Annotated in this window: 20 protein-coding genes; 12 read left to right on the forward strand and 8 right to left on the reverse strand. The window is 72.6% G+C overall.

All coding sequences use genetic code 11. The features are described from left to right. Nucleotide 1: 1 nt before the first annotated feature. Together DB32_RS49885 and rnc are read right to left on the reverse strand one after the other, a co-directional pair. Complete coding sequence (locus tag DB32_RS49885; RefSeq protein ID WP_157068688.1) at nt 2–1,564, reverse strand: hypothetical protein; 1,563 nt, start codon at nt 1,562–1,564, stop codon at nt 2–4. Then, a complete protein-coding gene (gene rnc / locus DB32_RS03835) occupies nt 1,561–2,244 on the reverse strand; it encodes a ribonuclease III (RefSeq protein WP_205627022.1) in 684 nt (227 codons plus the stop codon). The genes DB32_RS49885 and rnc overlap by 4 nt, the downstream gene beginning before the upstream one ends. Nucleotides 2,245–2,302: 58 nt before the next feature. Between rnc and DB32_RS03840 the strand changes: the two genes are divergently transcribed. Next, a complete protein-coding gene (locus DB32_RS03840) occupies nt 2,303–3,103 on the forward strand; it encodes a hypothetical protein (RefSeq protein WP_053231059.1) in 801 nt (266 codons plus the stop codon). A gap of 8 nt (nt 3,104–3,111) precedes the next feature. Here DB32_RS03840 and DB32_RS03845 read toward each other — a convergent pair whose 3' ends face one another. Beyond that, complete coding sequence (locus DB32_RS03845; protein ID WP_053231060.1) at nt 3,112–4,479, reverse strand: hypothetical protein; 1,368 nt, start codon at nt 4,477–4,479, stop codon at nt 3,112–3,114. Nucleotides 4,480–4,570: 91 nt separating this feature from the next. Here DB32_RS03845 and DB32_RS03850 point away from each other — a divergent pair, with 91 nt between their 5' ends. The 4 genes from DB32_RS03850 to DB32_RS03865 are packed head-to-tail and all read left to right on the forward strand — an operon-like array spanning nt 4,571 to nt 6,858. After that, entirely contained in the window at nt 4,571–5,398 is an 828-nt protein-coding gene (locus DB32_RS03850; protein WP_053231061.1) for an SDR family oxidoreductase, read from the forward strand. Between the two features lie 52 nt (nt 5,399–5,450). Continuing rightward, on the forward strand, nt 5,451–5,825 hold the full coding sequence (locus tag DB32_RS03855; RefSeq protein ID WP_157068689.1) for a hypothetical protein: 375 nt from the start codon (nt 5,451–5,453) through the stop codon (nt 5,823–5,825). Continuing rightward, nucleotides 5,825–6,442: a hypothetical protein gene (locus DB32_RS03860; RefSeq protein WP_157068690.1), complete on the forward strand. Its 618-nt coding sequence runs from the start codon at nt 5,825–5,827 to the stop codon at nt 6,440–6,442. Before DB32_RS03855 ends, DB32_RS03860 begins: the two co-directional genes overlap by 1 nt. Beyond that, nucleotides 6,439–6,858, forward strand: a complete 420-nt coding sequence (locus DB32_RS03865; protein ID WP_053231064.1) for an HIT domain-containing protein — start codon at nt 6,439–6,441, stop codon at nt 6,856–6,858. Before DB32_RS03860 ends, DB32_RS03865 begins: the two co-directional genes overlap by 4 nt. A 99-nt stretch (nt 6,859–6,957) precedes the next feature. Here DB32_RS03865 and DB32_RS03870 read toward each other — a convergent pair whose 3' ends face one another. Continuing rightward, nucleotides 6,958–8,481: a hypothetical protein gene (locus DB32_RS03870; RefSeq protein WP_157068691.1), complete on the reverse strand. Its 1,524-nt coding sequence runs from the start codon at nt 8,479–8,481 to the stop codon at nt 6,958–6,960. 248 nt (nt 8,482–8,729) lie between these two features. Here DB32_RS03870 and DB32_RS03875 point away from each other — a divergent pair, with 248 nt between their 5' ends. From DB32_RS03875 to DB32_RS03885, 3 genes are all read left to right on the forward strand, one after another. Further along, nucleotides 8,730–9,653, forward strand: coding sequence for a monooxygenase (locus DB32_RS03875; protein ID WP_053231066.1), 924 nt, complete (start codon nt 8,730–8,732; stop codon nt 9,651–9,653). A 152-nt stretch (nt 9,654–9,805) separates the two neighbouring features. Beyond that, the gene (gene gyrB / locus DB32_RS03880) at nt 9,806–12,310 is read left to right on the forward strand and encodes a DNA topoisomerase (ATP-hydrolyzing) subunit B (protein WP_075097440.1); all 2,505 of its coding nucleotides are present in this window, start codon (nt 9,806–9,808) and stop codon (nt 12,308–12,310) included. A gap of 106 nt (nt 12,311–12,416) precedes the next feature. Next, on the forward strand, nt 12,417–13,421 hold the full coding sequence (locus DB32_RS03885) for a methyltransferase domain-containing protein (protein ID WP_053231067.1): 1,005 nt from the start codon (nt 12,417–12,419) through the stop codon (nt 13,419–13,421). A 14-nt stretch (nt 13,422–13,435) separates the two neighbouring features. Here the strand turns inward: DB32_RS03885 and DB32_RS03890 are convergent, their stop codons facing one another. After that, nucleotides 13,436–14,284 carry an oxidoreductase gene (locus DB32_RS03890; protein ID WP_053231068.1) on the reverse strand — a complete coding sequence of 283 codons (849 nt, stop codon included), beginning with the start codon at nt 14,282–14,284 and terminating at the stop codon, nt 13,436–13,438. Nucleotides 14,285–14,351: 67 nt separating this feature from the next. Here DB32_RS03890 and DB32_RS03895 point away from each other — a divergent pair, with 67 nt between their 5' ends. Next, nucleotides 14,352–15,320, forward strand: coding sequence for a LysR family transcriptional regulator (locus tag DB32_RS03895; RefSeq protein WP_240481156.1), 969 nt, complete (start codon nt 14,352–14,354; stop codon nt 15,318–15,320). Nucleotides 15,321–15,371: 51 nt separating this feature from the next. On the opposite strand, the gene DB32_RS03900 is transcribed toward DB32_RS03895, so the two are convergent. The 3 genes from DB32_RS03900 to DB32_RS03910 form a co-directional block, all read right to left on the reverse strand. Continuing rightward, entirely contained in the window at nt 15,372–18,971 is a 3,600-nt protein-coding gene (locus DB32_RS03900) for a serine/threonine-protein kinase (RefSeq protein WP_053231070.1), read from the reverse strand. A gap of 60 nt (nt 18,972–19,031) precedes the next feature. Then, the gene (locus tag DB32_RS03905; RefSeq protein WP_053231071.1) at nt 19,032–20,462 is read right to left on the reverse strand and encodes a sigma 54-interacting transcriptional regulator; all 1,431 of its coding nucleotides are present in this window, start codon (nt 20,460–20,462) and stop codon (nt 19,032–19,034) included. Between the two features lie 146 nt (nt 20,463–20,608). Then, the gene (locus DB32_RS03910; protein ID WP_157068692.1) at nt 20,609–22,012 is read right to left on the reverse strand and encodes a right-handed parallel beta-helix repeat-containing protein; all 1,404 of its coding nucleotides are present in this window, start codon (nt 22,010–22,012) and stop codon (nt 20,609–20,611) included. A gap of 211 nt (nt 22,013–22,223) precedes the next feature. Between DB32_RS03910 and DB32_RS03915 the strand changes: the two genes are divergently transcribed. From DB32_RS03915 to tsaA, 3 genes are read left to right on the forward strand one after another with little or no spacing between them, the layout of a single operon-like run. Further along, complete coding sequence (locus tag DB32_RS03915) at nt 22,224–24,362, forward strand: hypothetical protein (protein WP_157068693.1); 2,139 nt, start codon at nt 22,224–22,226, stop codon at nt 24,360–24,362. 60 nt (nt 24,363–24,422) lie between these two features. After that, entirely contained in the window at nt 24,423–25,985 is a 1,563-nt protein-coding gene (locus DB32_RS03920) for an MYXO-CTERM sorting domain-containing protein (RefSeq protein WP_053231074.1), read from the forward strand. Further along, the gene (tsaA, locus tag DB32_RS03925) at nt 25,982–26,794 is read left to right on the forward strand and encodes a tRNA (N6-threonylcarbamoyladenosine(37)-N6)-methyltransferase TrmO (RefSeq protein WP_053231075.1); all 813 of its coding nucleotides are present in this window, start codon (nt 25,982–25,984) and stop codon (nt 26,792–26,794) included. Before DB32_RS03920 ends, tsaA begins: the two co-directional genes overlap by 4 nt.

Consider the following 26,794-nt stretch of genomic DNA (forward strand, 5'->3'; position numbering starts at 1 on the left):
ATCAGCTCGACGACGCGACGCCCTCGCCGTAGCCGCCCGACGCGCTCGGCGAGCGCACGCCCGCGCCCGACGACGCACCCGTGCGCGTGAGCACGCGGATGCGCCCGGCCGCGCCGCCACCGCCGCCGCCGCCGTTGCCGTTCCCGCCGTTTTCGCCCGCGAGATCGCCGCCCGCGCCGCCGCGGCCACCGTCGCCGCCGCCCGCGCCGTCGCCGCCGCCCGCGCGCGCGGCGTCGTCGCGCCCGCGCTCGCCGTCGTCGCCGTTGCCGAACGGATCGCTGTCGCCGCCGCCGCCGCCGCCGCCGTTCGCGACGACCGCGCCGTCGATCACGACGCGCGGCGCTTCGAGGAAGATCGTTCCTCCCGCGCCGCCACCGCCACCGCCGTCGTCGCCCTCGCGACCGCCCGCGCCGGGCGCGCGGATCACGCCGCCGGCGGCGATCACGATGCGGACCGCGCTCGAGATCTGCAGCGCGCCGCCGCCACCGCCGCCGTCACCACCATCGTCGGCGTTCGCGCCGGCACCACCGCCGCCGCCGCCGATCAGCACGGTCACGTCGGCGTCGTCGAGCGCCGGGCCGCTCGCGCCGCCCTGCGCGGTGCCCGAGATGCCGCCCTCGTCGCCGCCTTCGCCGCCGTTCGCCGCGTGACCGCCGCCACCGCCGCCGCTCATCAGCGCGCCGAACGTGCCGGTCACGGCGCCGCCGCCGCCGCCGCCCGGTCCGATGCCCGCGCCGCGCGCGTCGCCGCCGGTGCCGCCGCCGGGCCCGCCGCTCCGGCCGTTGCCTCCGACGTCGATCGCGCCCGCGATCTGCACCTCGCGCGCGGCGAGCAGGATCAGCGCGCGCGGCCCGCTCGCGACGAGCCGCCCACCCGCTTCGACGATGACGCCGCCGACCGAGAGGATCGCGGCGTCGGGCGTGCCCGCGCGCTGCGACGCGGTCGTGAGCAACATCCCGCTCGCGTCGCCCGCGGCGCCGGCGGCCCGCAGCTCGGCGGTCGAGACGATCTCGACGATGCGACCGGTGTCGGTGTCGATCGCGACCACCTCGCCTGCGCGCACCACGAGATCGGCCGTGCCCGCGACGAGACGCGTCGGATCCGCCACGTGCGAGGGCACGAGCTGCGCGCAGCGCACCGGCACCGTCGCGCCGAGGCAGCCCATCGGGCACGTCTCGACGACGTCGAAGCGACCCGACGCGTTGCACTCGGCGATCACGTCGCCCTGGCACTCGACGAGCCCGATCGGGCACGGACGGAACGCGTCCACGCCGGTGTCGATCATCTCGCCTGCGTCGAGATCGCCCGCGTCTGGCTCGCCCGCGTCGAGCTCGCCCGCATCGAGGTCGCTCGCGTCGAGCCTCTCGCCGGCGTCGATCATCTCGCCCGCGTCGAGCTCGCTCGCGTCGATCTCGCTCTGGCGCGCGTCGATCGCGATCATCGCGTCCCGCACGCTCGCATCGAGGCCGCCCGCGCCTCCTCCGAACCCCGTGCGATCGAGGCTGCACCCGACGACGACCAGCGCGCACACGGACCACAACGCGCGTCGCGAGCACATCCTCATCCGTCGGTCTCCCGCGCGCGCTCGAGCTCGCTCAGCGCCGCGCGTGCCGCGGCCTGCTCCGCTTCGAGCTTCGTCCGTCCCGAGCCGCGCGCGAGCACGCGCGCATCGGGCGCCGTCACGATCACGTGGAACACGCGCTCGTGCTCCGGGCCCTCGGTGCGCTCGAGCTCGTATCGCGGCGTCTCGCCGCGCGCCTGCATGCGCTCCTGGAGCCGCGACTTGAAGTCCTTCGCGCCCGGCGCGAGCGCGTCGATGCGCGGCGCGAGCAGCGCGCGCGCGATCGCGATCGCCGGCTCGATGCCTGCGTCGAGGAAGATCGCCGCGACGCACGCCTCGAGCGCGCTCGCGAGCAGCCGCGGCTTCTGCCGCCCGCCCGAGCGCTCCTCGCCGCGACCGAGCCGCAGCGCGTCGCCGATCCCCAGCTCCGCCGCGATCGTCGCGAGCGCGCCCTCGTTGACGAGATCGGCACGACGGCGCGTCAGCTCGCCCTCGCGCGCGGTCGGGAACCGACGCTCGAGCACCATCGCGGCGGCGGCGCCGACGATCGCGTCACCGAGGAATTCGAAGCGCTCGTTGTCGGCGGCGGCGAGCTCCGGATGCTCGTGCACGTACGACCGATGCGTGAGCGCCGTCATCAGGAGCCCGAGATCACCGAACGCGTGCCCCAGCCGCTGGGCCACCGTGCTCGCGGAATCGCGGGGATCGACCATTCGATCGGCCAGCGTAGACTCCCCCTGGATGGACGTCGAGAGTCGACGGCGCAGCGGTGGCGCCGTGCTCGCCGCGATCGCCGCGTCGCTCGTGGTGATCGTCGCGGTCTCGGTGCCGGCGCGCGCGCAGCTCGAGGTCGGCGTCTACGAGGGCGTGCCGTGGCCGATCATCGCCCCGCCGCTCGGGCTCCCGATCCCCGCGCCGCCGCGTCCCACGCCCGCGGAGCCCGCGACGCCGGCGGCTGCGCGCGTGATCGAGGTGCTGCGCGGCGTGCAGACCTCGATGCGCCAGACGCGCTACCAGCACGCGACCGTCGTGCGCGAGCGCGAGGGCGTCTTCCTCTGGGACTGCTCGGGCATGGCGGCCTGGGTGCTGCGCCGCGCGGCGCCGCGCGCGATGAGCGCGATCACCCGGGAGCGTCCCGTCGCGCGCGACTTCGTGTCGGCGATCGAGCGTGCGCCGGCGCGCGGAGGTCGCAGCGGGTGGCAGCGCATCGAGCACATCGACGCGGTGCGTCCCGGAGACGTGTTCGCGTGGCGGCGTCCGCGCGGGTTCCCGAGCCGGAACACCGGTCACGTCGGGTTCGTGATGGAAGCGCCGGTGCCGCTTCCCTCGATCCCTGGCGCCTATGCGGTGCGCATCGCGGACTCGACGTCGTGGGGCCATCAAGAGGACACGCGTCGCGACGACGGCGTCGGCGGCTTCGGCTTCGGCACGCTCGTGTTCCTCACCGACGGCCAGGGCCACGCGACGCACTACGGCTGGGTCGGAACGCTCAGCGACGGCTACGTGATCACGCCGATCGTGTTCGGTCGACCGCTCCGCTGAGCCGGCGCTCAGCGCGTGATCGACACCAGGCCCGCGAGGAGCGCGGCGATCACGAACGGCGCGATCGTGAGCCCCCATCGCATCGACCGCGCGTACGCCGCGGCGCGCTCCGGCGCGTCCACCTCCGCGCGCAGCGCGCCGAGCGACGCGAGGGCGCGTCCGCCGAGCAGCCCGAACACCAGGAACGCCGCGAGGATCGTCAGGAGCGCCCACGTCGGCACGTGCTGCTCGAGCCGCCTCCGGATCGAGTCGTCGACGCGCATGCCCGCGCCGTCGACGCGCGTGTGGAACACGCGATCGCCCGCCTCGATCACGATCGCGTACACGTCGCGCGCGCGCACCACGCGCACCTGCTCGATCGCGCTCGGCCACGCCCGAGGAAGCCGGCCCGCGCCGTCCGCGTCGCCGTCTCCGGCGCGCACGATCAGCTCGCGGCCCTCGACGACGACGGTGATCGTCGTGTCGGGCACCACGATGCGCGCGCGCTCGTCCTGCACGTCGCGCTCGATCAGCGTGGTGCCCGGCGGCGCGTCCGACTCGGCCGGCGTCGACGGACGGAGCGCCGTCAGCCCGAGCATCGCGAGCGCGAGCACCGGCGCGAGCACGTCGAGCGCGAGCAACGCGACGAGCGAGCGCGGCACCGGACCGCGCACCTGCACCGCGCGCGGTGCCGCGAGCAGCGCGCGACGCTCGAGGTACGCCGCGGTCGTCCACGCCTGACCGAGCGGGATCGTGATCGTCATCAGCGGCAGCGCGCCGAGCAGCCCGAGGGGCGTCGCCGCACGCTCGAACGTGCGCGCGACGATCATCGCGGCGATCAGCGCGGGCGAGAGCTGCAGGAAGAACACGACGAACGTCAGCGCGAGGTGGCGCAGCGCGCCGCCGCGCGACGCGAGCCACGCGCTCTCGACCACGGCGCCGCCGATGCGCCCGCCGCGATCGATCAGCACGAGCGGCGCGTAGAGGAACGGCGCGATGAAGCCGACCGCGAGGATGACCGAGCCGGTGATCAGCCCGACGCGTCGCAGCGCCTCGGGCCACGGGAGCGGTTCTTCCGCGGCGTCGGCGGTCGCGACGTCGGGCCCGAACCCCAGCGCCGCGAGCCATCCCGTGAGCGCGACGATCACGACCGTCGCGAGCACGATCGCGGCCGCGCGGATCCACGCGCTCGTGCGCGGCCGCGCGATGCCGGTCGCGGCGGCGATCTGCACGCCGTAGAGCTCGCACACGAACCACGGCCCGACGATCGCGCCGAGCCCGGTGCACGTCGCGCACAGCGAGAGCACGATCGCCGCGCCGAGCGCGACGGAGATCCCGGGGTGCGTCTGCACGAGCGAGACACCGGTGCGCAGCTCGCTCGTCGCGCTCGTGGTCACCCGTCCATCGTAGCGGCGTAGCCACCCGTGCAGCGCTGCGATATACCGGCCGCCGGGATTGGGGTTGGCTCCGGACGGAGGTCACGCAGTCTTGCAGCACATCTTCCGAGCGGGTCTCTTCGACGGCGAAGTCGCGATCGTGACCGGTGGTGGAACCGGGATCGGCTTCGCGGTCGCGCGAGAGCTCGGCACCCTGGGAGCGAAGATCGCGATCTGCGGTCGTCGCCCCGAGCCCTTGGCCGAGGCCGCCGATCGCCTGCGCGCGGACGGCATCGACGTGCACCACGCGGCTTGCGACATCCGCAAGACCGAGGAGGTCGAGGCGTTCGTCGACGGTGTCGTCGCGCGCTTCGGCCGCGCTTCGATCCTGATCAACAACGCGGGCGGCCAGTTCCCCACGCCCGCCGAGCACCTCGCGCCGAAGGGCTTCGAGGCGGTGGTCCGCAACAACCTGCTCGGCACGTGGAGCATGACCCACGCGGTCGCGCGCCGCGCGTTCATCCCGAGCAAGCGCGGCCGCATCGTGAACGTCATCGCGAACGTCGCGCGCGGCTTCCCCGGCATGGCGCACACCGGCGCGGCGCGCGCTGGCGTCGAGAACCTCACGAAGACGCTCGCCGTCGAGTGGGCGGTGCACGGCATCCGCGTCAACGCGGTCGCGCCCGGCGTGATCAAGACGAGCGGCACCGCGCAGTACCCGCCGGAGCTGCTCGAGATGTCGCGCGCGTCGACGCCGCTGAAGCGCCTCGGCAGCGCGGAGGAGACGTCGCACCTGATCGTCTATCTCGCGAGCACGCAGGCCGACTTCGTCACCGGTCAGACCTTCTACATCGACGGCGGCGCGAGCCTCTGGGGATCGCCCTGGCAGATCCCCGACGACGAGGTCCCGCAGTACCCGCCGTATCCCTTGCCGGAATGATGTCCGTCTCCGGCTCGACGGCGCCGTGCTCGTGCACGAGGCAGAGGTTCGCGTGAGCGACGATCCGACGAACAGCGCGGCGCCCGAGCCGGAGCCCGAGGACACCACCGGCGCCAAGGCGACCAAGCTCTCCAAGAAGAAGCGGCGGCGCGGCGCGCCGAGCGAGACGACCGTGCCGACCCGCCTCCCCGGCGAGGGCACGGTCGAGGGCGAGAAGCTGCGCGAAGCGAACGCTGCGTTCGAAGCGGGCAACTACGCTCTCGTGCGGACCCTGACCAGCGAGCTCGAGCGCGCGAGCGATCCCACGATCGTCGACGCCGCGCGCGATCTCGCGCGGCGCACCGCGGTGGATCCGCTGCAGATGACGTTCCTCGTCCTCTGCGCCGTCGCGCTCCTCGTCATCACCTACGTCTACGTGCTGCGATGATGAACCGACCTCTCGTCACCACGTTCGTCGTGCTCGCGCTCGCCGGCTGCGGTGGTGCACAGCCCCGCACCACCACGCGCACCGGCCCGCTCCGCGCGCGCGAGCTCTATCCGATGGGCGAGGGCTACATCTGGACGCACGACGTCGACACCCAGACCGGCATCTCGACGCTGGGCATCACGCGCGTGACCGAGGCCACGCCCCCGCGCTTCGTGATCCAGGCCGACGGCGCGCGCGAGCGACACGTCTACGAGCTGCGCGAAGAGGGCATCTGGGACGTCGACGCGAACGCGTGGCACGTGCGCGATCCGCTCGTCGTCGGCGAGACGTGGGACGCGGGCAACGGCCGCACCGCGCGCATCACGCAGACGAGCCAGGAGGTCACCGTGCCCGCGGGCACGTTCTCCGAGTGCGTCGAGGTCGTCGTCGAGAACACGCAGACGCAGGGTCGCTCGCGCACCGTGTACTGCCCGGAGCAGGGCCCGGTGATCGTCGAGTACCACCAGGAGCTGATGACGACCGGCGGGATCACGATCCACGGCGAGCTCCGCGCGCCGCTCCAGCGCGGCATGGAGGACGTCGAGGAGCCCGAGGGCTACGAGGGCCCGGGCGAGTGACCGTACTCGATCCGCGCATCGAAGCAGACAGCGCGCCGGTCGGGCGTCTTCCGCTCTGCCACGTGCGATGGATGCGCGACGCGCGATACCCGTGGGCGCTGCTCGTCCCCGAGCGCCCCGGCGTGCGCGAGATCCACGAGCTCGACGAGCGTGATCGTCACGTGCTGATCGACGAGTCCGCGCTGGTCGCGTCCGCGCTCTCGCGCATCGTCTCCGCGCACAAGATGAACGTCGCCGCGATCGGCAACGTCGTCGCGCAGCTCCACGTGCACGTCGTCGCGCGCTTCCCCACCGATGACGCGTGGCCCCGACCCGTGTGGGGCGTCCATCCCGCGCTGCCCTACGACCCCGAAACGCTCGAGGCGCGAGTCGCGTCCTTACGGAACGCGCTCGCGCCTCGTCTCGTCGACCTCTGATACGGCGTCCAAATCGGCTCGCCGCCGCAGAGCGCTCTCCCGTCCGCGTGCGCGCCACGCTCTCGTGGGGGCCCTCCGCCAGCGAGCACTCCAGCAGGATCAGGGCGCGTTCACGTCACGGCACGGGCTGCAGTCGGTCCAGCCGCTCGCCGAGCACAGGCAGTACTCGCCCTGTCCTTCGCCGCAGCTGCGGAACCCGTGACGACCTTCGCACGTCACGTTGTCGAACACGTCGTCCATGCAGGTCGCCGGCCCGGTGCACTCATCGGGCGCGGTCGAGCAACGACCGTTGTTCCCGGTGACCTCGCCCAGGCTCCCCTCGGCGAGCACGAAGGGCTCGTGCTCGTACGACCACGTCGGGCCGATGTCCTCGATCTGCAGGCTCAGCTCGACACTCGGCGTGAACTCGATCGCCCACGGGAACTCCGCGGTCCAGTCGCAGCCGTTGGTGTCCATCGAGAGCTCCACACCGACGCTCCCGGTGAGCTCCGCGGTGAACGCCGCGCCGACGTTGATCGTGAAGCCGCTGCGCTTCCAGCGATAGCCGATCGACAGCGTCAGCGCCGCGCCCGCCGTCAGCGTGCCGGTCGTCGTCACCGGGCCCGCGCGCTCCGTCGTCAGCGACGCGAAGGGATCGGTGCTCACGTCGGGACCGACCTGGTGGTACTCGCCGTCCTTCAGGCCGAGCTCCATCGCCGCGTCGACCTGCACGCCGGCGGTGAAGCGGAACGGCCCCGCGTCACCCATCGCCGTCAGCTCGCCGTTGAGCACGGGCGACGCCAGCAGCTCGATCGGGATGCCGTACACGATCACGCGCCACAGGCGGATCTCCGGCGGCTGTCCACCGCCCGCGATCGCCATGAAGTCCGCCATGCACGAGAGCTGACCGCGGCCGTCGCCCGTCACGTGCACGCCCGCGCGCAGCGTTCCGTCGAAGTCCATGTACGCCGTCGGGCTCGCCGAGACGCCGGTGATCCCGACGTCCACGTCGATGTCGATCGGGAAGTCCATCGCGCGCAGATCGGTCTCGACGAAGGGCTGGAAGCCGAACCCGGACGCGCCGGTGCAGCCCGCCAGATCCATCGGGTTGCCCGAGAACGACGGGGTGCCGCCGAGCACGCAGGGCTGCGCGTCCATGCAGTCGCCGAGCGACTCCACCGCGACCCCGTCGCGCGCCTCGATCGGCTCGTCGACGCGGACCGGGTCGTAGTGCGCGATCGCGCGGAACGTCACGAAGTACTCCGCGAGCGTCGCGTCGCGAGTCGTCGCGACGATCGATCCGTCCGCCTGCTCCTCGACCGTCAGCAGCTTGCGCAGATACCCGATGCCGCTCGGGCCCGCGACCACGTGCCCGACGCGCAGCGGCGAGTCCCCGTCGAAGCGGAACACCAGCCGATCGTCCTCCACGACGACCGACTCGAACGCGTCGAGGCTCTCCACGTCGAGCGCGTCGGCGGTGAGCTCGACCTCCTGGATCTCCACCCACGAGCCGCGATGTGCTGGCTCGTTCGTGTCGTTGGAACAGCCCGCCGCGATCGACGTCAGCGCGAGGGCGACGAGGAATCGATATGCATGCGCACGCATCATGGGCCGGCCGTCGAGCAACGTATGTGCCTGGATCATCAGCGCATTCCTAGTACGGAACGCGACCTCGATGCAGCGTTTCGTTCCTCGGCGGAGCGATCCGTACAGCGTCGTGCTCTCCCGCGTGCGATCTCGCCCCGTGCGCGCGAGCCCGAGTGACCAGTTCCTGGCAGGTGCCGTGGCCAGTGCGCATCGCACATCACCGCGCAGCTCGTGTGACGTGCACGTATCGCGCTCTTGATCGGATCGGTACGATCGCGTCGCTTGGGCTTCGACGGAGGTCTTCGATGCGCGCTCTCGCTCCGCTCGCGATCGTGATCGTCCTGTTCGGCTGCGGCTCGTCTCGCACGAGCGGCGTCGACGGTGGGAACCAATCCGACGCTGCGACCGCCGACTCCGGCACGGTCGTCGGCACCGATGCGGGGCCGGTCGATCCGGGGGCGCCCTCGGCGACGGTGTCGTTCGGCCCGCATCCGCTCGGCGTCGGCGACGAGCGCACCGTCTGCGTGATCCTCGACGCGGGCAATCCTGTCGCGCGCCAGGTCCGCGCGATCCGCACGCACCTGCCGCAGGGCAGCCATCACATGATCGTCTATCGCACCGACATGCCGGTCCGCGAGACGCCCTATCCGTGCTTTCCGTTCGCCGACGGTGGCGAGGCGGTGTTCATCGCGGAGACCGTGGAGGCCGAGCTCGTGTATCCCGAGGACGCCGCGCTCGAGTTCTCGGCGCACCAGCACATCCGCCTCGAGATCCACGAGATCAACTACACGCGCGAGCCGATCGACGTGCGCTCGAGCGTGACGTTCGAGTTCCATCCGCCCGACGCTCCGCCGCGCGCGCCGGTCGAGTTTCTCTTCACCGGCAACATGTCGCTCACGCTCCCGCCGCGACGAGAGACGACGGTCACGAGCTTCCACGGCGTGCGCGACGGCGCGCGCATCTTCGCGCTCACCTCGCACACGCACTCGCTCGGCACCTACGCCGCGATCCATCGCGCGCGCTCGGAGACCGACTTCGACACGCCGCCGCTGCACGAGTCGACGGAGTGGGCCGAGCCCCCGCTGAACACGTTCGGGCCCCCGCTCGTGCTCGATCCCGACGAGGGCCTGCGACTGACCTGCACCTACTTCAACGACCGCGCGGACACGGTCAGCTTCGGTCTCGATTTCGAGGACGAGATGTGCTTCCTCTGGGCCTACTACTACTGAGCCCAAAAGCGCGTCTGAAACTGTAGTCATTTCAATGTGTTACGAGCGTCGCGCGAGGTTGCTGCGGCGCTCGTTCCGGGCTATTCTCAGCCTCTTTTCGGGGCCTCTCTTCTCCTTCGGAAGACATCTCCCCCGGAGAACACCGACATCGCATGTCCGTCACCGACTCGAACGAACCTCAGACCCCTGTCACCGAGGACAGGAGCCAGCCTCCGAGCGCGTCGTCGTACGGCGAGCGATCCATCCAGGTCCTCGAGGGCCTCGAGGCCGTCCGCAAGCGGCCCGGCATGTACATCGGCGACGTGCACGACGGCACGGGCCTGCACCACCTCGTGTGGGAGGTCGTCGACAACGCGGTCGACGAGCACCTGGCCGGTCACTGCGATCGCATCGTCGTCACGCTGCACAGCGACGGATCGATCACCGTCGTCGACAACGGGCGCGGCATCCCCGTCGGCATGCACGAGAAGGGCGTCAGCGCGGCCGAGGTCGTGATGACCGTCCTGCACGCCGGCGGCAAGTTCGACAACGACTCGTACAAGGTCTCCGCCGGTCTGCACGGCGTCGGCGTCTCCGCGGTGAACGCGGTGAGCGAGTGGCTGCGCCTCGAGATCCGCCGCGAGGGCAAGGTCTGGCAGCAGGAGTATCGGCGCGGTGTCCCGCAGGGCCCGATCGCGCCGGTCGGCGTGACCGACAAGACCGGCACGAAGGTGAGCTTCAAGCCGGACACTCAGATCTTCACCAATCCCGAGTGGAGCTGGGACGTCCTCAACAATCGCCTTCGCGAGATCTCGTTCCTCAATGCCGGTCTGATCATCGAGCTCGAGGAAGAAGGCGGCGAAGGGCGGAAGACGACCTATCAGTTCGCAGGTGGCATCCGTGAGTTCGTGAAGCTGCTCAACAAGAGCAAGACTCCGATCCACGACGAGGTCATCTACATCATCGACGAGCGCGACAAGGTGCAGGTCGAGCTCGCGCTGCAGTGGAACGAGTCGTTCCAAGAGCAGGTCTACTGCTACACGAACAACGTTCACAACAAGGACGGCGGCACGCACCTCACGGGATTGCGCGGCGCGCTGACCAAGACGGTCAACGGCTACGGCGCCGAGCACAACCTCGTGAAGGAGCTCAAGGGCGCGTCGCTGTCGGGCGAGGACGTGCGTGAGGGCCTGACTGCGATCGTCTCGGTGAAGCACCCCGACCCGAGCTTCAGCTCGCAGACGAAGGACAAGCTCGTCTCGAGCGAGGTGAAGGGCATCGTCGAGAACATCGTGAACGAGAAGCTCGCGCTGTTCTTCGAGGAGCACCCGCAGGAGGCGCGCAAGGTCGTCGACAAGAGCGTCACCGCGGCGCGCGCGCGCGAGGCTGCGCGCAAGGCGCGCGAGCAGGTGCAGCGCAAGGGCATGCTCGACGCGAGCAACCTGCCCGGCAAGCTCGCCGACTGTCAGGCGAAGGATCCGAGCGAGAGCGAGCTCTACATCGTCGAGGGTGACTCGGCAGGTGGCTCGGCGAAGCAGGGACGTGATCGACGCACCCAGGCGATCCTCCCGCTGCGCGGGAAGATCCTGAACGTCGAGCGCGCGCGCTTCGACAAGATGCTCAGCAACCAAGAGGTCGGGACGCTGATCACGGCGCTCGGCGCGGGTGTCGATGCGAGTGGCAACTTCGACATCGACAAGCTCCGTTATCACCACGTGATCATCATGACCGACGCAGACGTCGACGGATCGCACATCCGGACTCTGCTGCTCACGTTCTTCTATCGACAGATGCCCGAGGCGATCCGGCGCGGATACGTGTACATCGCGCAGCCTCCGCTCTATCGCGTGAAGAAGGGCAAGAAGGAGCAGTATCTCAAGGACGAGGACGCGTTCGCGCGCTTCGTCATCGACTCGGGCATCGACGGAGTCGTGGTGCGCACGACCGGCGGTCAGGTACCGCTCGCGGGCGACTCGCTGAAGCGACTGCTCGACGACATGAACAAGTGGAAGAAGCTGCTGCGCGCGATGGAGCGGCGGCTCGAGCCGTCGATCGTCGAGGCGCTGGTGCGCGTGGCGCGGCTCGACGCGGACGGGCTGCGTGATCGCGCGACGGTCGACAGCGCGATCAAGGCGGTCGAGTCGTACGTCGGCGAGAAGCAGCCGGACCTGCTGCCGATCATCGCGCGCGTGGAGGAGGACCCGGAGCACAGCGCGTCGCGCATCCGATTCAGCACGCGCGCGGGCGTGAGCACGAAGACGACGACGATCGACGTCGACTTCGTGAACGGCGCGGACTACGGGCAGCTGCGCGCGATCTGGGACGGAGTCGCGGCGCTCGGCGCGGCGCCGTTCGTCGCGGTGACGGGCGCGACCGAAGAAGAGGGCGACGGCGGGCGCACCGAGCAGATCGGCAGCGTCGACGACCTCGTCGCGTGGGTCGAGGCGCGCGGCCGCAAGGGGCTGTCGATCCAGCGCTACAAGGGTCTCGGCGAGATGAACCCGGAGCAGCTCTGGGACACGACGATGAACCCCGACACGCGCGTGCTGCTGCAGGTGAAGGTCGACGACGCGCTGCAGACGGATCAGCTCTTCTCGCTCTTGATGGGCGACGAGGTCGAGCCGCGCCGCGAGTTCATCGAGCACCACGCGCTCGACGTGAAGGAGCTCGACATCTGAGTCGGCGGGACGGGCCTCTGCGGAGGCCCTCCCGGCGCTCGATCGAGCCCGCTCTTCTCACCGCGCGCGGTGCGCGCATATCTCCGGCGCGGTGAGGAGCTCGTCGATGGCGCTGCTGGATCGCTCGGTCTCCACGATCGCGCGCGGGATCCGCGCGGTCCGCCTGCGCACGCCGTCGGTGCACGCGCTCTCGGAGATCCGCGCGCAGGCTGCGTCGCGCGCGCTCGATCGCGCGCGGCCCCACGCGCGCGCGATCGCGTCGCCGCTGCGAGCTGGTGAGCCCGATGCGCGCCGGGCGCTCGCGCGCATCGCCGAGTCCGCGCTCGATCACATGCGTCGCGAGGTGCGCGAGGAAGCGTCGCGCCGCGGGCTTCTGACCTCGCTCGCGATCGGGCTCGACGAGCGCTTCTCGCGCACCGACGAGCCGGAGTGGCTCGACGATCCGGAGTTCGATCGTGCCGCGCGGGTGCGCGCGCTCGAGCACCTCGACGCGCTGAACGTGATGGTCGGCGGATACGCCGCGTTCTTCGACGCGCTGCGGCCGTACCTCGGGCGCGATCGGTCGCGCCCGACGCGCGTGCTCGATCTCGCGTCGGGGCATGGCGGGTTCGCGCTCGCGGCGGCGCGCATGGCGCGCGACGAGGGGCTCGCGATCGAGCTGTGCGCGACCGATCTCAAGCGCGAGTACCTCGACATCGGCGCGGCCGTCGCGCGACGCGAGGCGCTCGACGTGCGCTTCGAGGTGCAGGACGCGCTCGATCTCTCGGGCATCGAGCCCGGCGCGTACGACGTGATCGTGTCCACGCAGTCGCTGCACCACTTCCCGCCGGGGCTCGTCGCGGTGCTCGCGTCGGAGGCGAGCCGCGTCGCGGGGCGCGGCGTCGTGCTGATCGACGGATATCGCAGCCGGATGCACGCGGTGGTGGTCGGCTCGATCGGGCTCCTGCGCTTCCGCGACGTCGCGTTCGCGCACGATGGATGGGTCTCGTTCCGCCGCTTCTTCGTGCCCGAGGAGCTCGAGGTGCTCGCGCGGCTCGGGCCCGAGGGAGATCGCGCCGACGCGCGCTGGATGCCGCCGACGCACTGCGTGGTGACGATCCCGACCGGCTGAGCGGAGTCGTGCTCTCAGCGCGGGAAGTCGGTCGAGAGCGACACCGCGCGCCAGGCGTCGAGCTCCTGCGCGACGAACGCGTTCTTCGCCTCGATCGCGGCGACGGTGTCGGACCCGAGCGGCAGTCGCAGCGGGGGCGACGCCGCGCGCGTGAGCTCGACGACCACGCCCGCGAGGCGGAGCGGATCGCCCGGCTGCTGGAGGCTCACCGACTTCGCGACCGCGCGGACCTTGCCGGCCGTCTCGGCATAGTCGGCGATCCTCGGCGGCGTCTCGACGACCGAGCCCGCCTCGAGGAACTCGGTGCGGAAGTAGCCGGGCTCCACGATCGTCACCGCGATCCCGAGCGGCGCGAGCTCGGCGTGCAGCGCCTCCGAGAGGCCCTCGACCGCGAACTTCGTCGAGCAGTACACGCCGAAGCCGGGACCGGATCGGTAGCCGCCGACCGACGAGAGGTTGATGACGTGCCCCGAGCGCTGCCGGCGCATGACCGGGAGCACCGCGCGCGTGACCGCGAGCAGCCCGAAGACGTTCGTCTCGTAGACCCGTCGCACGTCGTCGGCCGACGTCTCCTCGACCGCGCCGATCACGCCGAAGCCCGCGTTGTTGACGAGCACGTCGATGCGTCCGAAGCGCGCGAGCGCCGCGTCGACCGCGGCCTGGACCGAGCGCTCGTCGGTGACGTCGAGCGCGACGGGCAGCACGTTCTCCGAGCCGCCGAAGCGGTCGGCGACGCGGCGCGGATCACGCGCGGTCGCGACGACGAAGTCTCCCGCCGCGAGGGCGGCGCTGGTGAGCTCCGCGCCGATGCCGCGCGACGCGCCCGTGATCAGCCAGACACGATGGTTCTCGATGTTCTCCATGGCTCGCTCCGTTTCGATGTCCTGAGCCTGGCTCGTCGGACCATGAAGATCATCGGCGGAATCGTGGATGCGTCATGAATCCCTCGTTCATAATCGTCTCATGGCCGACAGCTTCGACGGGCTCTCCGCGTTCCGCGCGGTCGCTCAGCACAAGAGCTTCACCGCCGCGGCCGCAGCGATGGGCATCTCGCCGACCGCGATGAGCCAGAAGATCAAGCTGCTCGAGCGGCGGCTCGGCGTGCTGCTCTTCCAGCGCACGACGAGGCGCGTCGCGCTGACCGATGCGGGCGCGCAGCTCTTCGCGCGGCTCGAGCCGGCGCTCACGGAGGTCGAGGACGCGATCGCCGCGCTCGGCGATCACCGGGGACGTCCTTCGGGGCGACTACGGATCACGGCGCCGCGCGTCGGCGGCGCGCGGCTGCTGCCGCCGATCGTGGCGCGGATGCAGGAGCGGTATCCGGAGCTCGCGCTCGAAGTGTCGCTCGACGACGCGTTCGTCGACCTCGTCGGCGCAGGCTTCGACGCGGGCATCCGGCTCGGCGACGCGATCGAGAAGGACATGGTGCGCGTCACGATCACGAAGCGCTCGGCATGGTCGATCGTCGCCGCGCCGAGCTATCTCGCGCGCGCGGGGCGACCGAAGAAGCCGGAGGATCTGAGCCGTCATCGCGCGATCCGACAGCGGATGATCGCGACCGGCGTGATCTATCGCTGGGAGCTCGAGCGCCAGGGCAAGCCGATCACGGTCGACGCGCCGGGCTCGGTGGTCGTCGACGATCCGGGGCTGATCGTCGCGCTCGCGCTCGAGGGCGTGGGGCTCGCGTACGTGGCGGACGAGACGATCTCCGACGCGGTCGCACGGGGACGCCTCGAGCGCGTGCTCGAGCCCTTCGTGACGCCCGGGCCGCCGTTCTGCCTCTACTTTCCGACGCGCGCGCAGGAGCAACCGAAGCTGCGCGCGTTGCTCGAAACGGTGAAGTGTATGCGGGACGAGCTCGACGCACCGCCGCGATCGCGACGCGCGAAGAAGCGGTGAGCGCGTGTCGAATCGGCGCTCCGCCAGCGAGCACTCCAGCTGGACTGCCGCTCAGCCGGTCCCGACCAGCGCGCGATGCTCCGCGATGCGCTCGAGGAAGCTGCGCCGCCACCCTGCGTCGACGATGCGCGCTGCGAGCTCCTCGATGCGCGCGCGGCCGCGCGCTCGCACGGCGCGCGCTTCCTCGACGTAGCCGTTCGCCTCGAGCGCGCGGACCGCGGCGAGGAACACCTCGCCTTCGCCCTCTTCGACGCTGCCCACCGCGTCGCGGATCGAGAGCGCATCGCCCGCGAGCTGCAGCGAGGCCTCGAGCTCGCCGCGCTCGAGCCGCGCGCGCGACGCGAGCGCGCGTGCGTTCGCCTCGAGCGTCGCGTCGCCGTGCGTCTGACCGGCGAGCGCCTCGAGCGCATCCGCCACCTGCGTCTCGCCCGCGTGCAGCCGCGCGCGCAGCGCGTAGAGGCGCGCGGCCTGCTCGAGGTGGAGATCGCCGATCGCCGTCGCGATCGTGATCGCGCCGTCGAGCGCGACCACTGCATCGGCGCCGCGCCCGAGCGCGCCCAGCGCGTAGCCGAGGTTCGCGAGCGCGTAACCCTCGGTGAGCCGATTGCCCACGCGACGCGCGAGATCGAGCGCGCGCCGCAGCGCGGCCTCGGCCTCTTCGTGCGCGCCCAGCCGGTTCGACGCGTCCGCGCCGTTGCTCTCCGCGCCCGACGCGCGCCGCAGATCGCCGGCCTCGGCATAGAGCGCGGCGGCGCGTGCATAGGCGAGCTTGCGCGCGCCGTGATCGCCCGACGTGCCCGCGACGTAGCCGCGCAGGTCTTCGACGATCGCGCGCGTCGGCGCCATCAGCCTCGGCTCGATCGAGGCGAGCGCAGCGAGCGCGCCCGATGCCTCCGCGTTGCGCCCCAGCGTCACCCACGTCGAGGCGCGACGGCACGTGGCGCGCGCGAGCGTGTCCGCGTCGCCCGAGCGCTCCGCGAGCAGCACCGCGCGCTCGAGCTCGGTCAGCGCCTCGTCGTAGCGGCGCATGCGACGGTGGAGCTCCCCGCGCTCGCTGGACGCGAGCGCGCGCTCGCGCTCGTCGGTCGCGCTCGCCTCCGCGTCGTCGAGGGCGCGCGACTGCTCGGGCGCATCGCCGACGAAGCGCGCGGCCTCGGCGCGCGCGAAGTGCAGCGCGAACGCGTCCTCGTCGGGCACGCCGCAGCGGATCGCGTGCGACGCGCAGCGCAGCACGGCGCGCGCATCGCCGCCTTGTGCGGCCGCGAGCGCGGCGCGCGTGTACCAGGGCGCTGCGCGCGACGGATCGCCCGCCGCCTCGAGGTGGCGGCCGACGTCCTCGGGCTCGCGTCCCTGGGCCTCGCCGAGCGCAGCCGCGCGTCGATGGAGCTCGCGTCGATGATCGTCGTCGAGCATCGAGTACGCGACCGCACCGACGAGCGGGCTGCGGAAGCGATACGCGCGCGCGCCGCGCACCGTCACGCGCGCGAGGAGCTCGCGGCGCACGAGCGTCCCGAGCAGACGCTCCGCGTCCTCGGTGCCGATGCCCTCGAGCTCCGATACGTCCGCGGGGCGCGCGAAGATCGCGAGGCGCTTCACGCACTCCTTCTCGTCGCTCGGCAGTCGATCGAGGCGCGCCTGCACCGCGTGCTCGATCGTCGCGGGCAGCGGCCACGCGCTGGGCTCGACGGCGGAGAGCCCGTGCGCGCCACCGGCGTCGAGCATCTGCTCGATGAACAGCGGGTTGCCGCCCGCGTGATCCGCGAGCGCCTGCGCGGCCGCGGGGGTGAGCTCGCCGCTGCGCAGACCTCGTGCGCGCGCCATCGCGAGGACGTCGCTCGCGCGCAGCGGTCCGGGCTCGATGCGCGAGCTCGCGCTCGCCGACGCGAGCAGCTCCGGATGCGCCTCCGCGAGCTCGGGGCGTCCGGTGCCGACGATCCAGAGCGGCGAGTCGGCGAAGAGCGTCGGCGCCTCCTCGAGCAGCGCGAGCGACGTGGGATCCGCCCACTGCAGATCCTCGAGCACGATCACCAGCGGCCCTTCGCGGAGCAGCGCGCGCGCACGACCGAGCACCTCCGCGCGCAGTCGATCCGCGACCGCCTGCGGATCGTGCTTGCCGCTCGCGCCGCGCGCCGGCTCCACGCCGAGCGCGCGCTGCCACACCGCGAGCGCGTGCGCGGGCTCGTGCGGCTCGGCCTCGCTGCGGCGCCACGCGAGCGGCGGCGACGACTCGGCGGCGAGGCCGCGCACCGCCTCGGCGAGCCGCGTCTTTCCGATGCCCGGCGGGCCGAGGATCCACGTGAGCGCGGCGCGGTGCTCGTCGATCACGGTGTCGCGCGCGCGTCGCAGCGCGGCGAGCTCGGCGTCGCGTGCGAGCAGCGGTGACGCGGCCTGCGGCGTCGAGCGCGTCTCGCCGACGAGGAAGAGCTCGGGCGCGACCTCGATCAGATCGCAGCGGCTCGCGATCGCGCGCGCCGCCTTCGGGCCGGCGACCACGCCGCGCTCGGCGCGCGAGCACGCCTCTTCCGCTTCGCGCAGCGCCTCGCCGCCGATCACCGTGCCGCGCAGCACGGCGGGGCCGACCGCGATCGCGAGCCGCGCCGCGTACGCGCGCGCCGTGCGCGCCGCCGCGAGCGCCCGCTCGATCTCGTCGCCGTGCGAGATCTGCGCGCCGAAGATGCCCGCCGCGCGCCCCGCGATCAGCGGCACGTGCTCGCCGCCGACGCTCGTCATCGCGCTCGCGAACCGCTCGGGATCGACGACCGACTCCGCGAGCACGATCGCGATCGAGCGCCGCTCGCCTCCGACCGCGCGCGCGCGCATCGTGGGCGCGGTCGCGTCCTCCTCGGCGTCGACCATCGCTCGTGCGAGCGCGTCCGCGAGATCGCGCGCCGAGGCCCAGCGACCTGCAGGATCCTTCTCGAGGCAGCGCTCGACGACGCGCGCGATCGCGCGCGGCACCTCGGGCGCGACGCGCGCGAGCGGCGGCGCGGGATCGACGGCGACCGCGAGCAGCGTGGCGAGCGTGCCCTCGCGGCGGAACGGCGAGACGCGGGTGAGCCCTTCGTAGAGCACGACGCCGAGCGCCCACACGTCCGCGCGCTCGTCGATGCGCACCTCGCCGCGCGCCTGCTCGGGCGCGAGGTACGCGGGCGTGCCGACGATCGCGCCGCTCGCGGTGATGCCGCTCGAGCCGTCGCTCGCGGTCGCGATGCCGAGATCGAGCACCTTGAGCGCGCCGTCGCGACAGCGGAAGAGGTTCGCGGGCTTCACGTCCCGGTGCACCAGGCCCGCGGCGTGGATCGCGCCGAGCCCGCGGCACGCTTGGACGATCGCGTCGAGCAGGACGTCCATCTCGATGCCGCGCGCGAACGCGACGTCGAGCGTCTCGCCCTCGAGCAGCTCGAGCACGAGGTAGGGCCGGCCCGTCGCGTCCATGCCGGCGCCGAGCGTGCGCACGACGTTCGGATGGTCGATGCGCGCCGAGGCCTCGCGCAGGAACCGATCGACCGCGCCGGGCCCGGGCACGGCCGCGTCGATGCGCTTGACCGCGACCTCGTTTCCCGACGGATCGCGAGCGCGGAAGACGGTGCCCATCCCGCCACGGCCGAGCTCTTCGACCAAGCGGTATGCGCCGAGGCGCCCGAAGCTCATCGCGCCCCGATGGTATCAGGGCATGTCTCGACGCGTGCCGGAGAAACCCGGCGCGAAAGTTCATCCGTCGCGGTAACTCTCGGGGTCGAGGCCGTGCTGCTGGAGCCAGCGGTAGACCTGCTTTCGCGAGCGGCCCGCGACCCGCGCGACGTCGGCGATCACGCCGCGGTGCTCGCGCAGCAGCGCTTCGAGCGTCTCGCGATCGGGCACCGCCTCGAGGCCCGCGGGCTTCGGAGGAAGCGGCGTCGCGGCGTGGGTGCCGGGCGTCGCGGTCGGGATGCCGAGCGACGGGGGCGTCGTGCCGGGCGCTGCGCCCTCGGTCGTCTGCGCGGGCCCGCTCGCGCGCGCGGCGCGCGACACGCGCTGCAGTCGATCACCGAGCATCCCGAGCTCGAGCCGCTCCGCGCCCTCGCCGACGACCGAGAGCTGCGTCGCGATCTTGCGCAGCTCGCGCACGTTGAACGGCCACTCGTGCAGCAGCAGCGCGCGCACGAGATCGGGCGCGAGCGGCGGCGCGGTGTCGCCGAGATCACGCATCAGGATCGTCAGCACGTCCTCGCGGCGCGCGCGCAGCGGCGGCAGCTCGAGCGTGAAGTCGCTGAGGCGCGCGTAGAGATCGCCGCGGAAGCGACCCGCCTCGACCTCCTCGAGGAGATCGCGGTTCGTCGCGGCGACGACGCGCACGTCGATCGGTCCGCCGCGCGTCGCGCCCACCGGCGTGACGATGCGCTCCTCGAGCACGCGCAGCAGCTTGGGCTGCACGTCGAGCGGGAGATCCGCGATCTCGTCGAGGAAGATCGTGCCCGCGTCGGCCGCGCGGAAGAGCCCTTGTCCACCGGTGCGCGCGCCGGTGTACGAGCCGGCGAGGTGCCCGAAGAGCTGCGCCTCCGCGAGCGACGCCGGGATCGCGCTGCAGTTCACCGCGACGAGCTCGCCCTTGCGCCCGGAGGCCTGGTGCAGCGCACCCGCGACGAGCTCCTTGCCGGTGCCGCTCTCGCCGTGCAGCAGGACCGACGCGAGGCTCGGCCCGATGCGGTGGATCGCGCGGCGCAGCACGCGCATCGCGGGCGCGTCGCCGAGCAGGCCCCAGGTCGGCACCTCGTCGTCGCTCTCGTCGTCGGGCGCGCCGCGACGAAAGAGGAGCGCGCTGTCGCCCACGAAGATCAGCGCGCCGTCCTCGAGCACGCAGTCGGTCACGCGCACACCGTCGACCTCGGTGCCGGTGCTGCTGCGATCGACCAGCCGCGCGACGCCGGTGTGCGGCTCGAGCTCGACCAGCGCGTGGAGCCGCGACACCCGAGGATCATCGCGCAGCGCGAGCCCCGCGCCCGCGACCGCGCGCCCGATCGGCGTGCTCGCGGTCGTCAGCGGGAACGCGGCCTCGCGCTGGGGCGTGCCCGCGATCGAGAGGACCCGCAGCGACGCGACGACGCGCGCACCGGTGCCGCGCGGGCGTTCCTTGAGCGTCGTGTCCCAGCTGCGGCTCCCCATGACCTCACCCAGTGTACGGGTGAGCGGGCGCAGGCGGAACCGAATCGGCGGCGTCGTCACGGCCAGCGCGCCGCCCGCGCGAACGTCGAGATCCTCGCTCGTCGCACGACCGTCTCCTCCTCGCGCACGAGATGTCCCAGCCGCGATCAGAGCGAGGCGGGCGGGATCGCCGGCGGCATGATGATCCCCGCGATCTCGAGGCGTCTGTCGACCGACCGATCGTTCGCGATCGCCGCGTCCTGCCGCATGATCGCATCGTCCCACCCGGACGGCAGGATCGTGTCCTGCGCGACCACGCCGAACGCGCCCCCTTGCGCGCGCGCGGTCACGCCGTCGATGGCGATCGTCGCTTCGGTCCCTCCCGCGTCGACGAGCAGCCCGACGCGCGCGTTGTCCTCCAAGACGACGTCCTCGAGCGTCAGGTCGATCGCGCTCTCGGGCGCCACCACGTTGCTGCGCCAGAGCGTGAGCCCGTCGCCCATGTCGTGTGCGGTCCCCGCGCCGTCGAAGAGCACCGCCTCCCGCTGCGCGCGAAGCGTCGTGTGCCGCAGCACGACGCTCCCGCTGTCGACCGCGAGGATGCCCGCGCCTCCGGCGCGCTCGATCGTCAGAGCGTCCGCGTCGATCACCGCGCGCTGCGCGCGCACGCCCGCGAGCCCCATGTCCGCGATCGTCACGCCGCGGAACGTGAGCGTGCTGTCCGCGCCGAACACGCCGAAGCCATCGCCGTCCGCGATCCATACGCCGTCGAGCAACGCGGGCGACGACACCGCGGCGACCGCGACGCCCGGAAGCTCGAGGCCGGACAGCATCGACGCGATCTCGACCCCGTGCAGCTCCGCGGCGGCATCGAACACCGCGATCGCCGCGCCCCGGACGTTCTGCACGTCGACGTCGTCGAGGCCGTCCGAGTCGCGATCGGCATCGAGGTCCGTCCACGTCAGCCGGCCACCGTCGACCGCGACCGCGCCGAGCGCGAATCCCGCGAACCGGCTCGCTTCGACGTGCACCCCCGACTCGGCGTCGTCGGCGCTGCCCACGTCGATCGCGATCACGCCGTAGGTCGCCGTGTCGCTCCGCGTCGTCGGCGCGAACGCCGCGTTCCCCGCGTCGATCGGGCCTTCGAACGTCACCTCGCGCAGCGCCACGCGGCGGCGGTCCTGCACGCCGACGCCGACCCCGCGCATCACGCTGATCGTCACGCGCTCGACGGTCACGTCGCCGTCGCCGCTCGCGCGCACGCCGTAGCCGCCGTCGTGCACTTCGACGCGCAGGCGTCGCAGCACCGCGCCGGTGCCCTGCGCGAACTCGACGACGGGCGCGTCGCCGGCGCTCTCGAGCACGCTGTCTCCGCCCTCGCCGACGAGCGTCACGCCCGGCGGGATCACGACGCTCGCCGGGAAGCGGCAGCTCCCGACGTGCACGACGTCTCCTGGCCCCGCGGCCTCGAGCGCGCCGGTGAGCGACTCGGCGTCGCAGTACGTCTCGGGCCCGCCGCACGCGGACGCGAGGCCGAGCGCGACGAGCGCGAGGGACGTGGATCGCTGCATGCCCGAGAAGATATGCGATGCGCCGTGCTGCATGCCTCTCCATGCCCGTGAGCAACGCTCGGGCCGGCGTCGGGCCGCGCGATCTCGGCGACGCGTGCGGGCGCGCCCGCGTGCGGTCTCATGGGACGGCCCGCGCGCGCGTGCTATCCGGGCCCCGCGGTGGGCGCCGGGGGTGGTCGGCGGCGCGCTGCGTACGACGCAGGGGGCGAACGTGGACGGACGGATCGACGTGCTGCGAGGGATCGTGATCGCGGGGGCGATCCTGACGGCGGCGTGCGCCTGCGAGCGCGATCGCGCAGTGGATGACATGGACGGCGGCGTCCTCGACTTCGTCGTCGCGGTGCCGGTCGCGCCGGCGACGGTGACGCTCGCCTGTCCCGAGGGCTGGCGCGCGCGCACGGTCGCGAGCGGCGCGTCGGTATGCGAGCCGTGGCCGAGCGACGGACCGACCACGTGCGCGCCGGACGAAGCGGCGATCCCCGGCCGCGGATGCGTGACGATCGGCGAGGCGTGCCCCGAGGACGGGTGGCCCGCGGAGCTCCCTGCGAGCGGCGTGACCTACGTGCGCGCGGGCGCGACGGCCGGAGACGGGACGCGCGAGCACCCTTACGGAACGCTCGCCGAGGCCGCGGGGGTCGAGGGCGTGATCGCGCTCGCGGTCGGTGAGCACGAGGGCTCGATCGACACGCGCGCGGAGCGCATCGTCGGCGCGTGCGCGTCGCGCACGATCGTCCGCGACGCACGCACCGAGGGCGACGCGACGATCATGGTGCGCGCGTCGGACGGCGAGATCCGCGACGTCACGGTCGTGAGCGCCGCGATCCCCGCCGTGCGCTTCGGCGAAGGCGTGCACTTCGAGGTGCGGCGCGTGGTGCTCGAGAGCCCGATCTACGCGGCGCGCGTCGACCCGCGCGCGAGCGTCGAGATGGAGGACGTGATCCTGCGCGAGCCCGAAGGCACCGTCGTGGCGACGCTCGCGGCACGGCTGTCGACGGGGTCGTCGATCACGCTGCGACGCGCGTCGGTGCGCGGCTCGATCTGGTTGGGCGACGAGGCAGAGGAGGGCTCGTCCACGGTGGTGCTCGAGGAGGTCGCGTTCCAGGACGCGAGCTTCGCCGTCCTCGGCGCGTTCGGGACCCTCGAGGCGCGCCGCGTGGTGATCGAGCGCGTCGAGCTCGGCTTCGGCGTGAGCCCGTGGACGAGCGCGACGCTCGAGGACGTGGTGATCCGCGAGCTCCACTCGGTGCCGAGCTCGGGCGACGATCCCTCCGCGATCTTCTCCAGCGGCGACGTCACGGCGGATCGCTTGTGGATCGCCGACGTCGAGGGGCCCGCGATCGCGATCTCGAGCGCGGAGCGCATCGTGAGGCTCGGCGAGCCCGCGTCGCTCGAGCTGGCAGACGTGGTGATCGAAGACGTGATCGCGGCCGAGGCCGTCGGGGCGCAGGACGGCACGATCGCGACGATCGACCGCATCCACGTCGCGCGCGTGCACGGCGACGCGATCGCGGCGGCCGACCCGGGCACCTCGCTCACGCTGCGCGACGCTACGATCTCCGACGTCACGACCGTCGGCATCGATGGCGACGCGATCGGGATCCTGCTGGGCGCGGCCGCGACGATCGAGCGCGTCGCCGTGCGAGGCACCGCGAGGGGCGCGCTCTTGATCGCCGGTCCCGGGACACACGTCGGCGCGAGCGATCTCGACGTCGACGCCCACGCGGCCGGTGTAGTCGTCCAGTGCGCGATCGCGCCGACGGAGACGTGCGAGACCGGTGCCGAGCCCATGCTCACGCTGCGTCGGTCGCGCATCGTGGGCGCGCACGGGTTCGGCATCGGCGCGGACCAGGCGCAGCTGACGCTCGAGGACGTGCGCGTCGACGGCGTGAGCGCGCGCGGGCCGCTCGACGGGTTCGGCATCGTCGAGGTGAGCGCGCGCATCGAAGGGGCGCGCGTCGAGGTCGTGGGCGCGACCCGCCACGCCGTGCTCGCCTTCGGCGCGGCCACGGCGCTCGAGGTCACCGGCCTGCGCGTGACCGACACGCGACCTTCGCCGCCGTGCGAAGGCGAGGGATGTGCTCGAGAGGCGCTGGGCGATGCGGTCACCTGCGCCGAGGGTGCGTCGCTCACGTTGCGCGGCTTCGTCGCGGAGCGCGCGGCGTCGGCGGGCGTGATGCTGGTCCAAGGATGCGCCTCCGCGACGTTCGAGCGCGGGCGGATCGTGGACAACGCGCTCGGTGTGCTCACCGACGCGACGGTCCCGCGGCCGCGCTTCGTGAACGTCGTCGTCGACGACAACGGCACGGATTTCGGCACGACGACGCTGACTGTCGCGCGGCCGACATTCTGAGCGTGCAATTCCGCGGGTAGCGGCTTCCGTCGCCGAGGGCGATCGTGAGAGCCTCGCGGCATGCGCGCTTCGCCGTCCCGCTTCGCTTCGTTCGTGCTCTGTCTGCCGCTGCTCGTCTCGCTCGTCTCGCTCGCTCGCGCCCAGGTCACCCAGCCGAATGGCATGGTGATGCCGCGGGACTCGCTCAACGGTGAGGTTCAGCTCTACACGCTGTTCTCCAGCCGCGGCGAGACCATCGACTTCCAGGCCGACGGCGAGAGCGAGCCAGCGCTCTTCTCGCCGCTCTGCGACTTCCGCGCGACGTTCCTGCTGAGGGAGTCGGCGTCGAGCTACGCCGTCGGCTGGTACAACGCCGATCCCGCGCGCGCGACGCCGCCGGACGCGAGCGAGATCTACACGATCGTGCCTGCGGGCGCGCCGGTCGGGACCGTGATCACCGGCGCCGACATCCGCGGTGACGCGCGCTACCTCGGCGGGCTGATCGGCTTCGCGCTCACCGGCGGCCAGACCCACTACACCGAGGCTCGGTACAACCCGGTGTGCACCGGGTGCGCGACGCCGAACCCGTGGGTCATGGCGGTGATCTATCGCTCGACCGTCACGCCCAACGCGTTCTACGTGGCGTTCGAGGACGGCAGCGTCGGGAGCCAGCCGAGCTCCTTCAACAACGACGGCGACTACAACGACTACGTCTACTTCTTCGAGGGCCTGCAGTGCAGCGGTGGCGGCGAGGCGTGCGACACCGGCATGCCCGGCATCTGCGCGGCCGGCGTCACCGAGTGCTCGGGCGACGGCATCACGTGCCGCATGACGGTCACGGGACGCGACGAGGCGTGCAACGGTCTCGACGACGACTGCGACGGCGAGACCGACGACGGCGATCTCTGCGACGAGGACGAGGTGTGTGATCGCGGCGTGTGCGTCGGTCGCTGCCTCGACGAGTTCGGCTGCGCGCGCGGGCTCGACTGCAACGCGGCGGGCTACTGCGTCGAGTCGGCGTGCGTCGACGTCGTGTGCGACGCGGGCGAGATCTGTCGCGCCGGCGCGTGCATCGCGCCGTGCGACGGCGTCGTGTGCCCCGGCGATCAGGCGTGCCGCGCGGGACGCTGCGTCGATCCGTGCGCGGCCGTGACCTGCGACGCCGGGCGCGTGTGTCAGGCGGGCGCGTGCGTGCAGTCGTGCGAATGCGCGCCGTGCAGCGATGAGCTCGAGTGTCACGTGTCGAGCGGGCTCTGCACGACGAGCGACTGCGCGAGCGTCGACTGCAGCGGGACGCCGGGCACGGTGTGTCGCGGCGGGTCGTGCGTGGACGCGTGCGACGGCGCGGTGTGCCCGCGCGGGCAGATCTGCGAGGGCGGCTCGTGCGTCGTCGATCCCGACTTCGGCGTCGACGCGGGCGTCGAGCGGCCCGACTCGGGCGTGGTGGGCGTCGACGCGGGCGCGAGCGAGATGGACGCGGGCAGCGTCGTCGATGCCGGCGCGGACGCGGGGCGCGGTCCGCGAGGTCGCAGCGACGACGACGGCTGTGGATGCCGCGCCGCGGGCGCGGGGCGCGGCGGCGAGGGCGCGATCGCGATGATCGTGTTGCTCGCGCTCGCGATCGTGCGACGACGCCGCGCATGAGCGAGGACGATCGGTCGGACGAGGAGGTGCTCACCGTTCGACCGATCGGCGTGCTGCGCACGCCGTATCGCGAGCTCGCCGAGGTGCCGCGCCAGCCGCGCCTCGCGAACGTGCGGGCGCGGATCGAGCTCGTGCCGGGGCTCGGCCTCGAGGATGCGATCGCGGATCTCGAGGGGTGGGACTACGTCTGGGTGCTGACGTGGATGCACCGCGCGCGCGGCTGGCGGCCGAAGGTCCAGCCGCCGCGCAGCGAGCGCAAGCGCGGGGTGCTCGCGACGCGCGCGCCGCACCGTCCCAACGCGATCGGGCTGAGCGCGATGCGCATCGTGTCGATCGCGGGGCTCGTGATCGAGGTCGAGGAGTGCGACGCGATCGACGGCACGCCGGTGATCGATCTGAAGCCGTACGTGCCGTGGGCGGATGCGATCCCGGACGCGCGCACCGGCTGGCTCGAGCCGCCGGAAGGCGCGCGGCCGGGCGGACAGCGTCCGGCGGATCCGCGGCCGTCGTGGAGCGTCGTGATCGAGGAGCGCGCGAGGGAGCAGCTCGCGTGGCTGCGCGAGCGCGGGATCGATCTCGAGGAGCGGCTCGTGTACGCGCTCTCGCTGGGGCCGCAGCCGCACGCGTATCGACGCATCGCGGTGGTGGGCGACGAGTCGCGCATCGCGGTGAAGGAGTGGTTCGCGTTCTTTCGGTCGCGTGGTGAGGGGACGATCGTGGTGCAGCGGATCACGAGCGGCGTGCGACCGCGTGAGCGGGCGCGCGCGGCGCCGGTGCATCGGGAGTTCGTGGAGCGCTTCGGCGGGTGA

The sequence above is a fragment of the Sandaracinus amylolyticus genome, from assembly GCF_000737325.1.
Lineage (GTDB): Bacteria > Myxococcota_A > Polyangia > Polyangiales > Sandaracinaceae > Sandaracinus > Sandaracinus amylolyticus.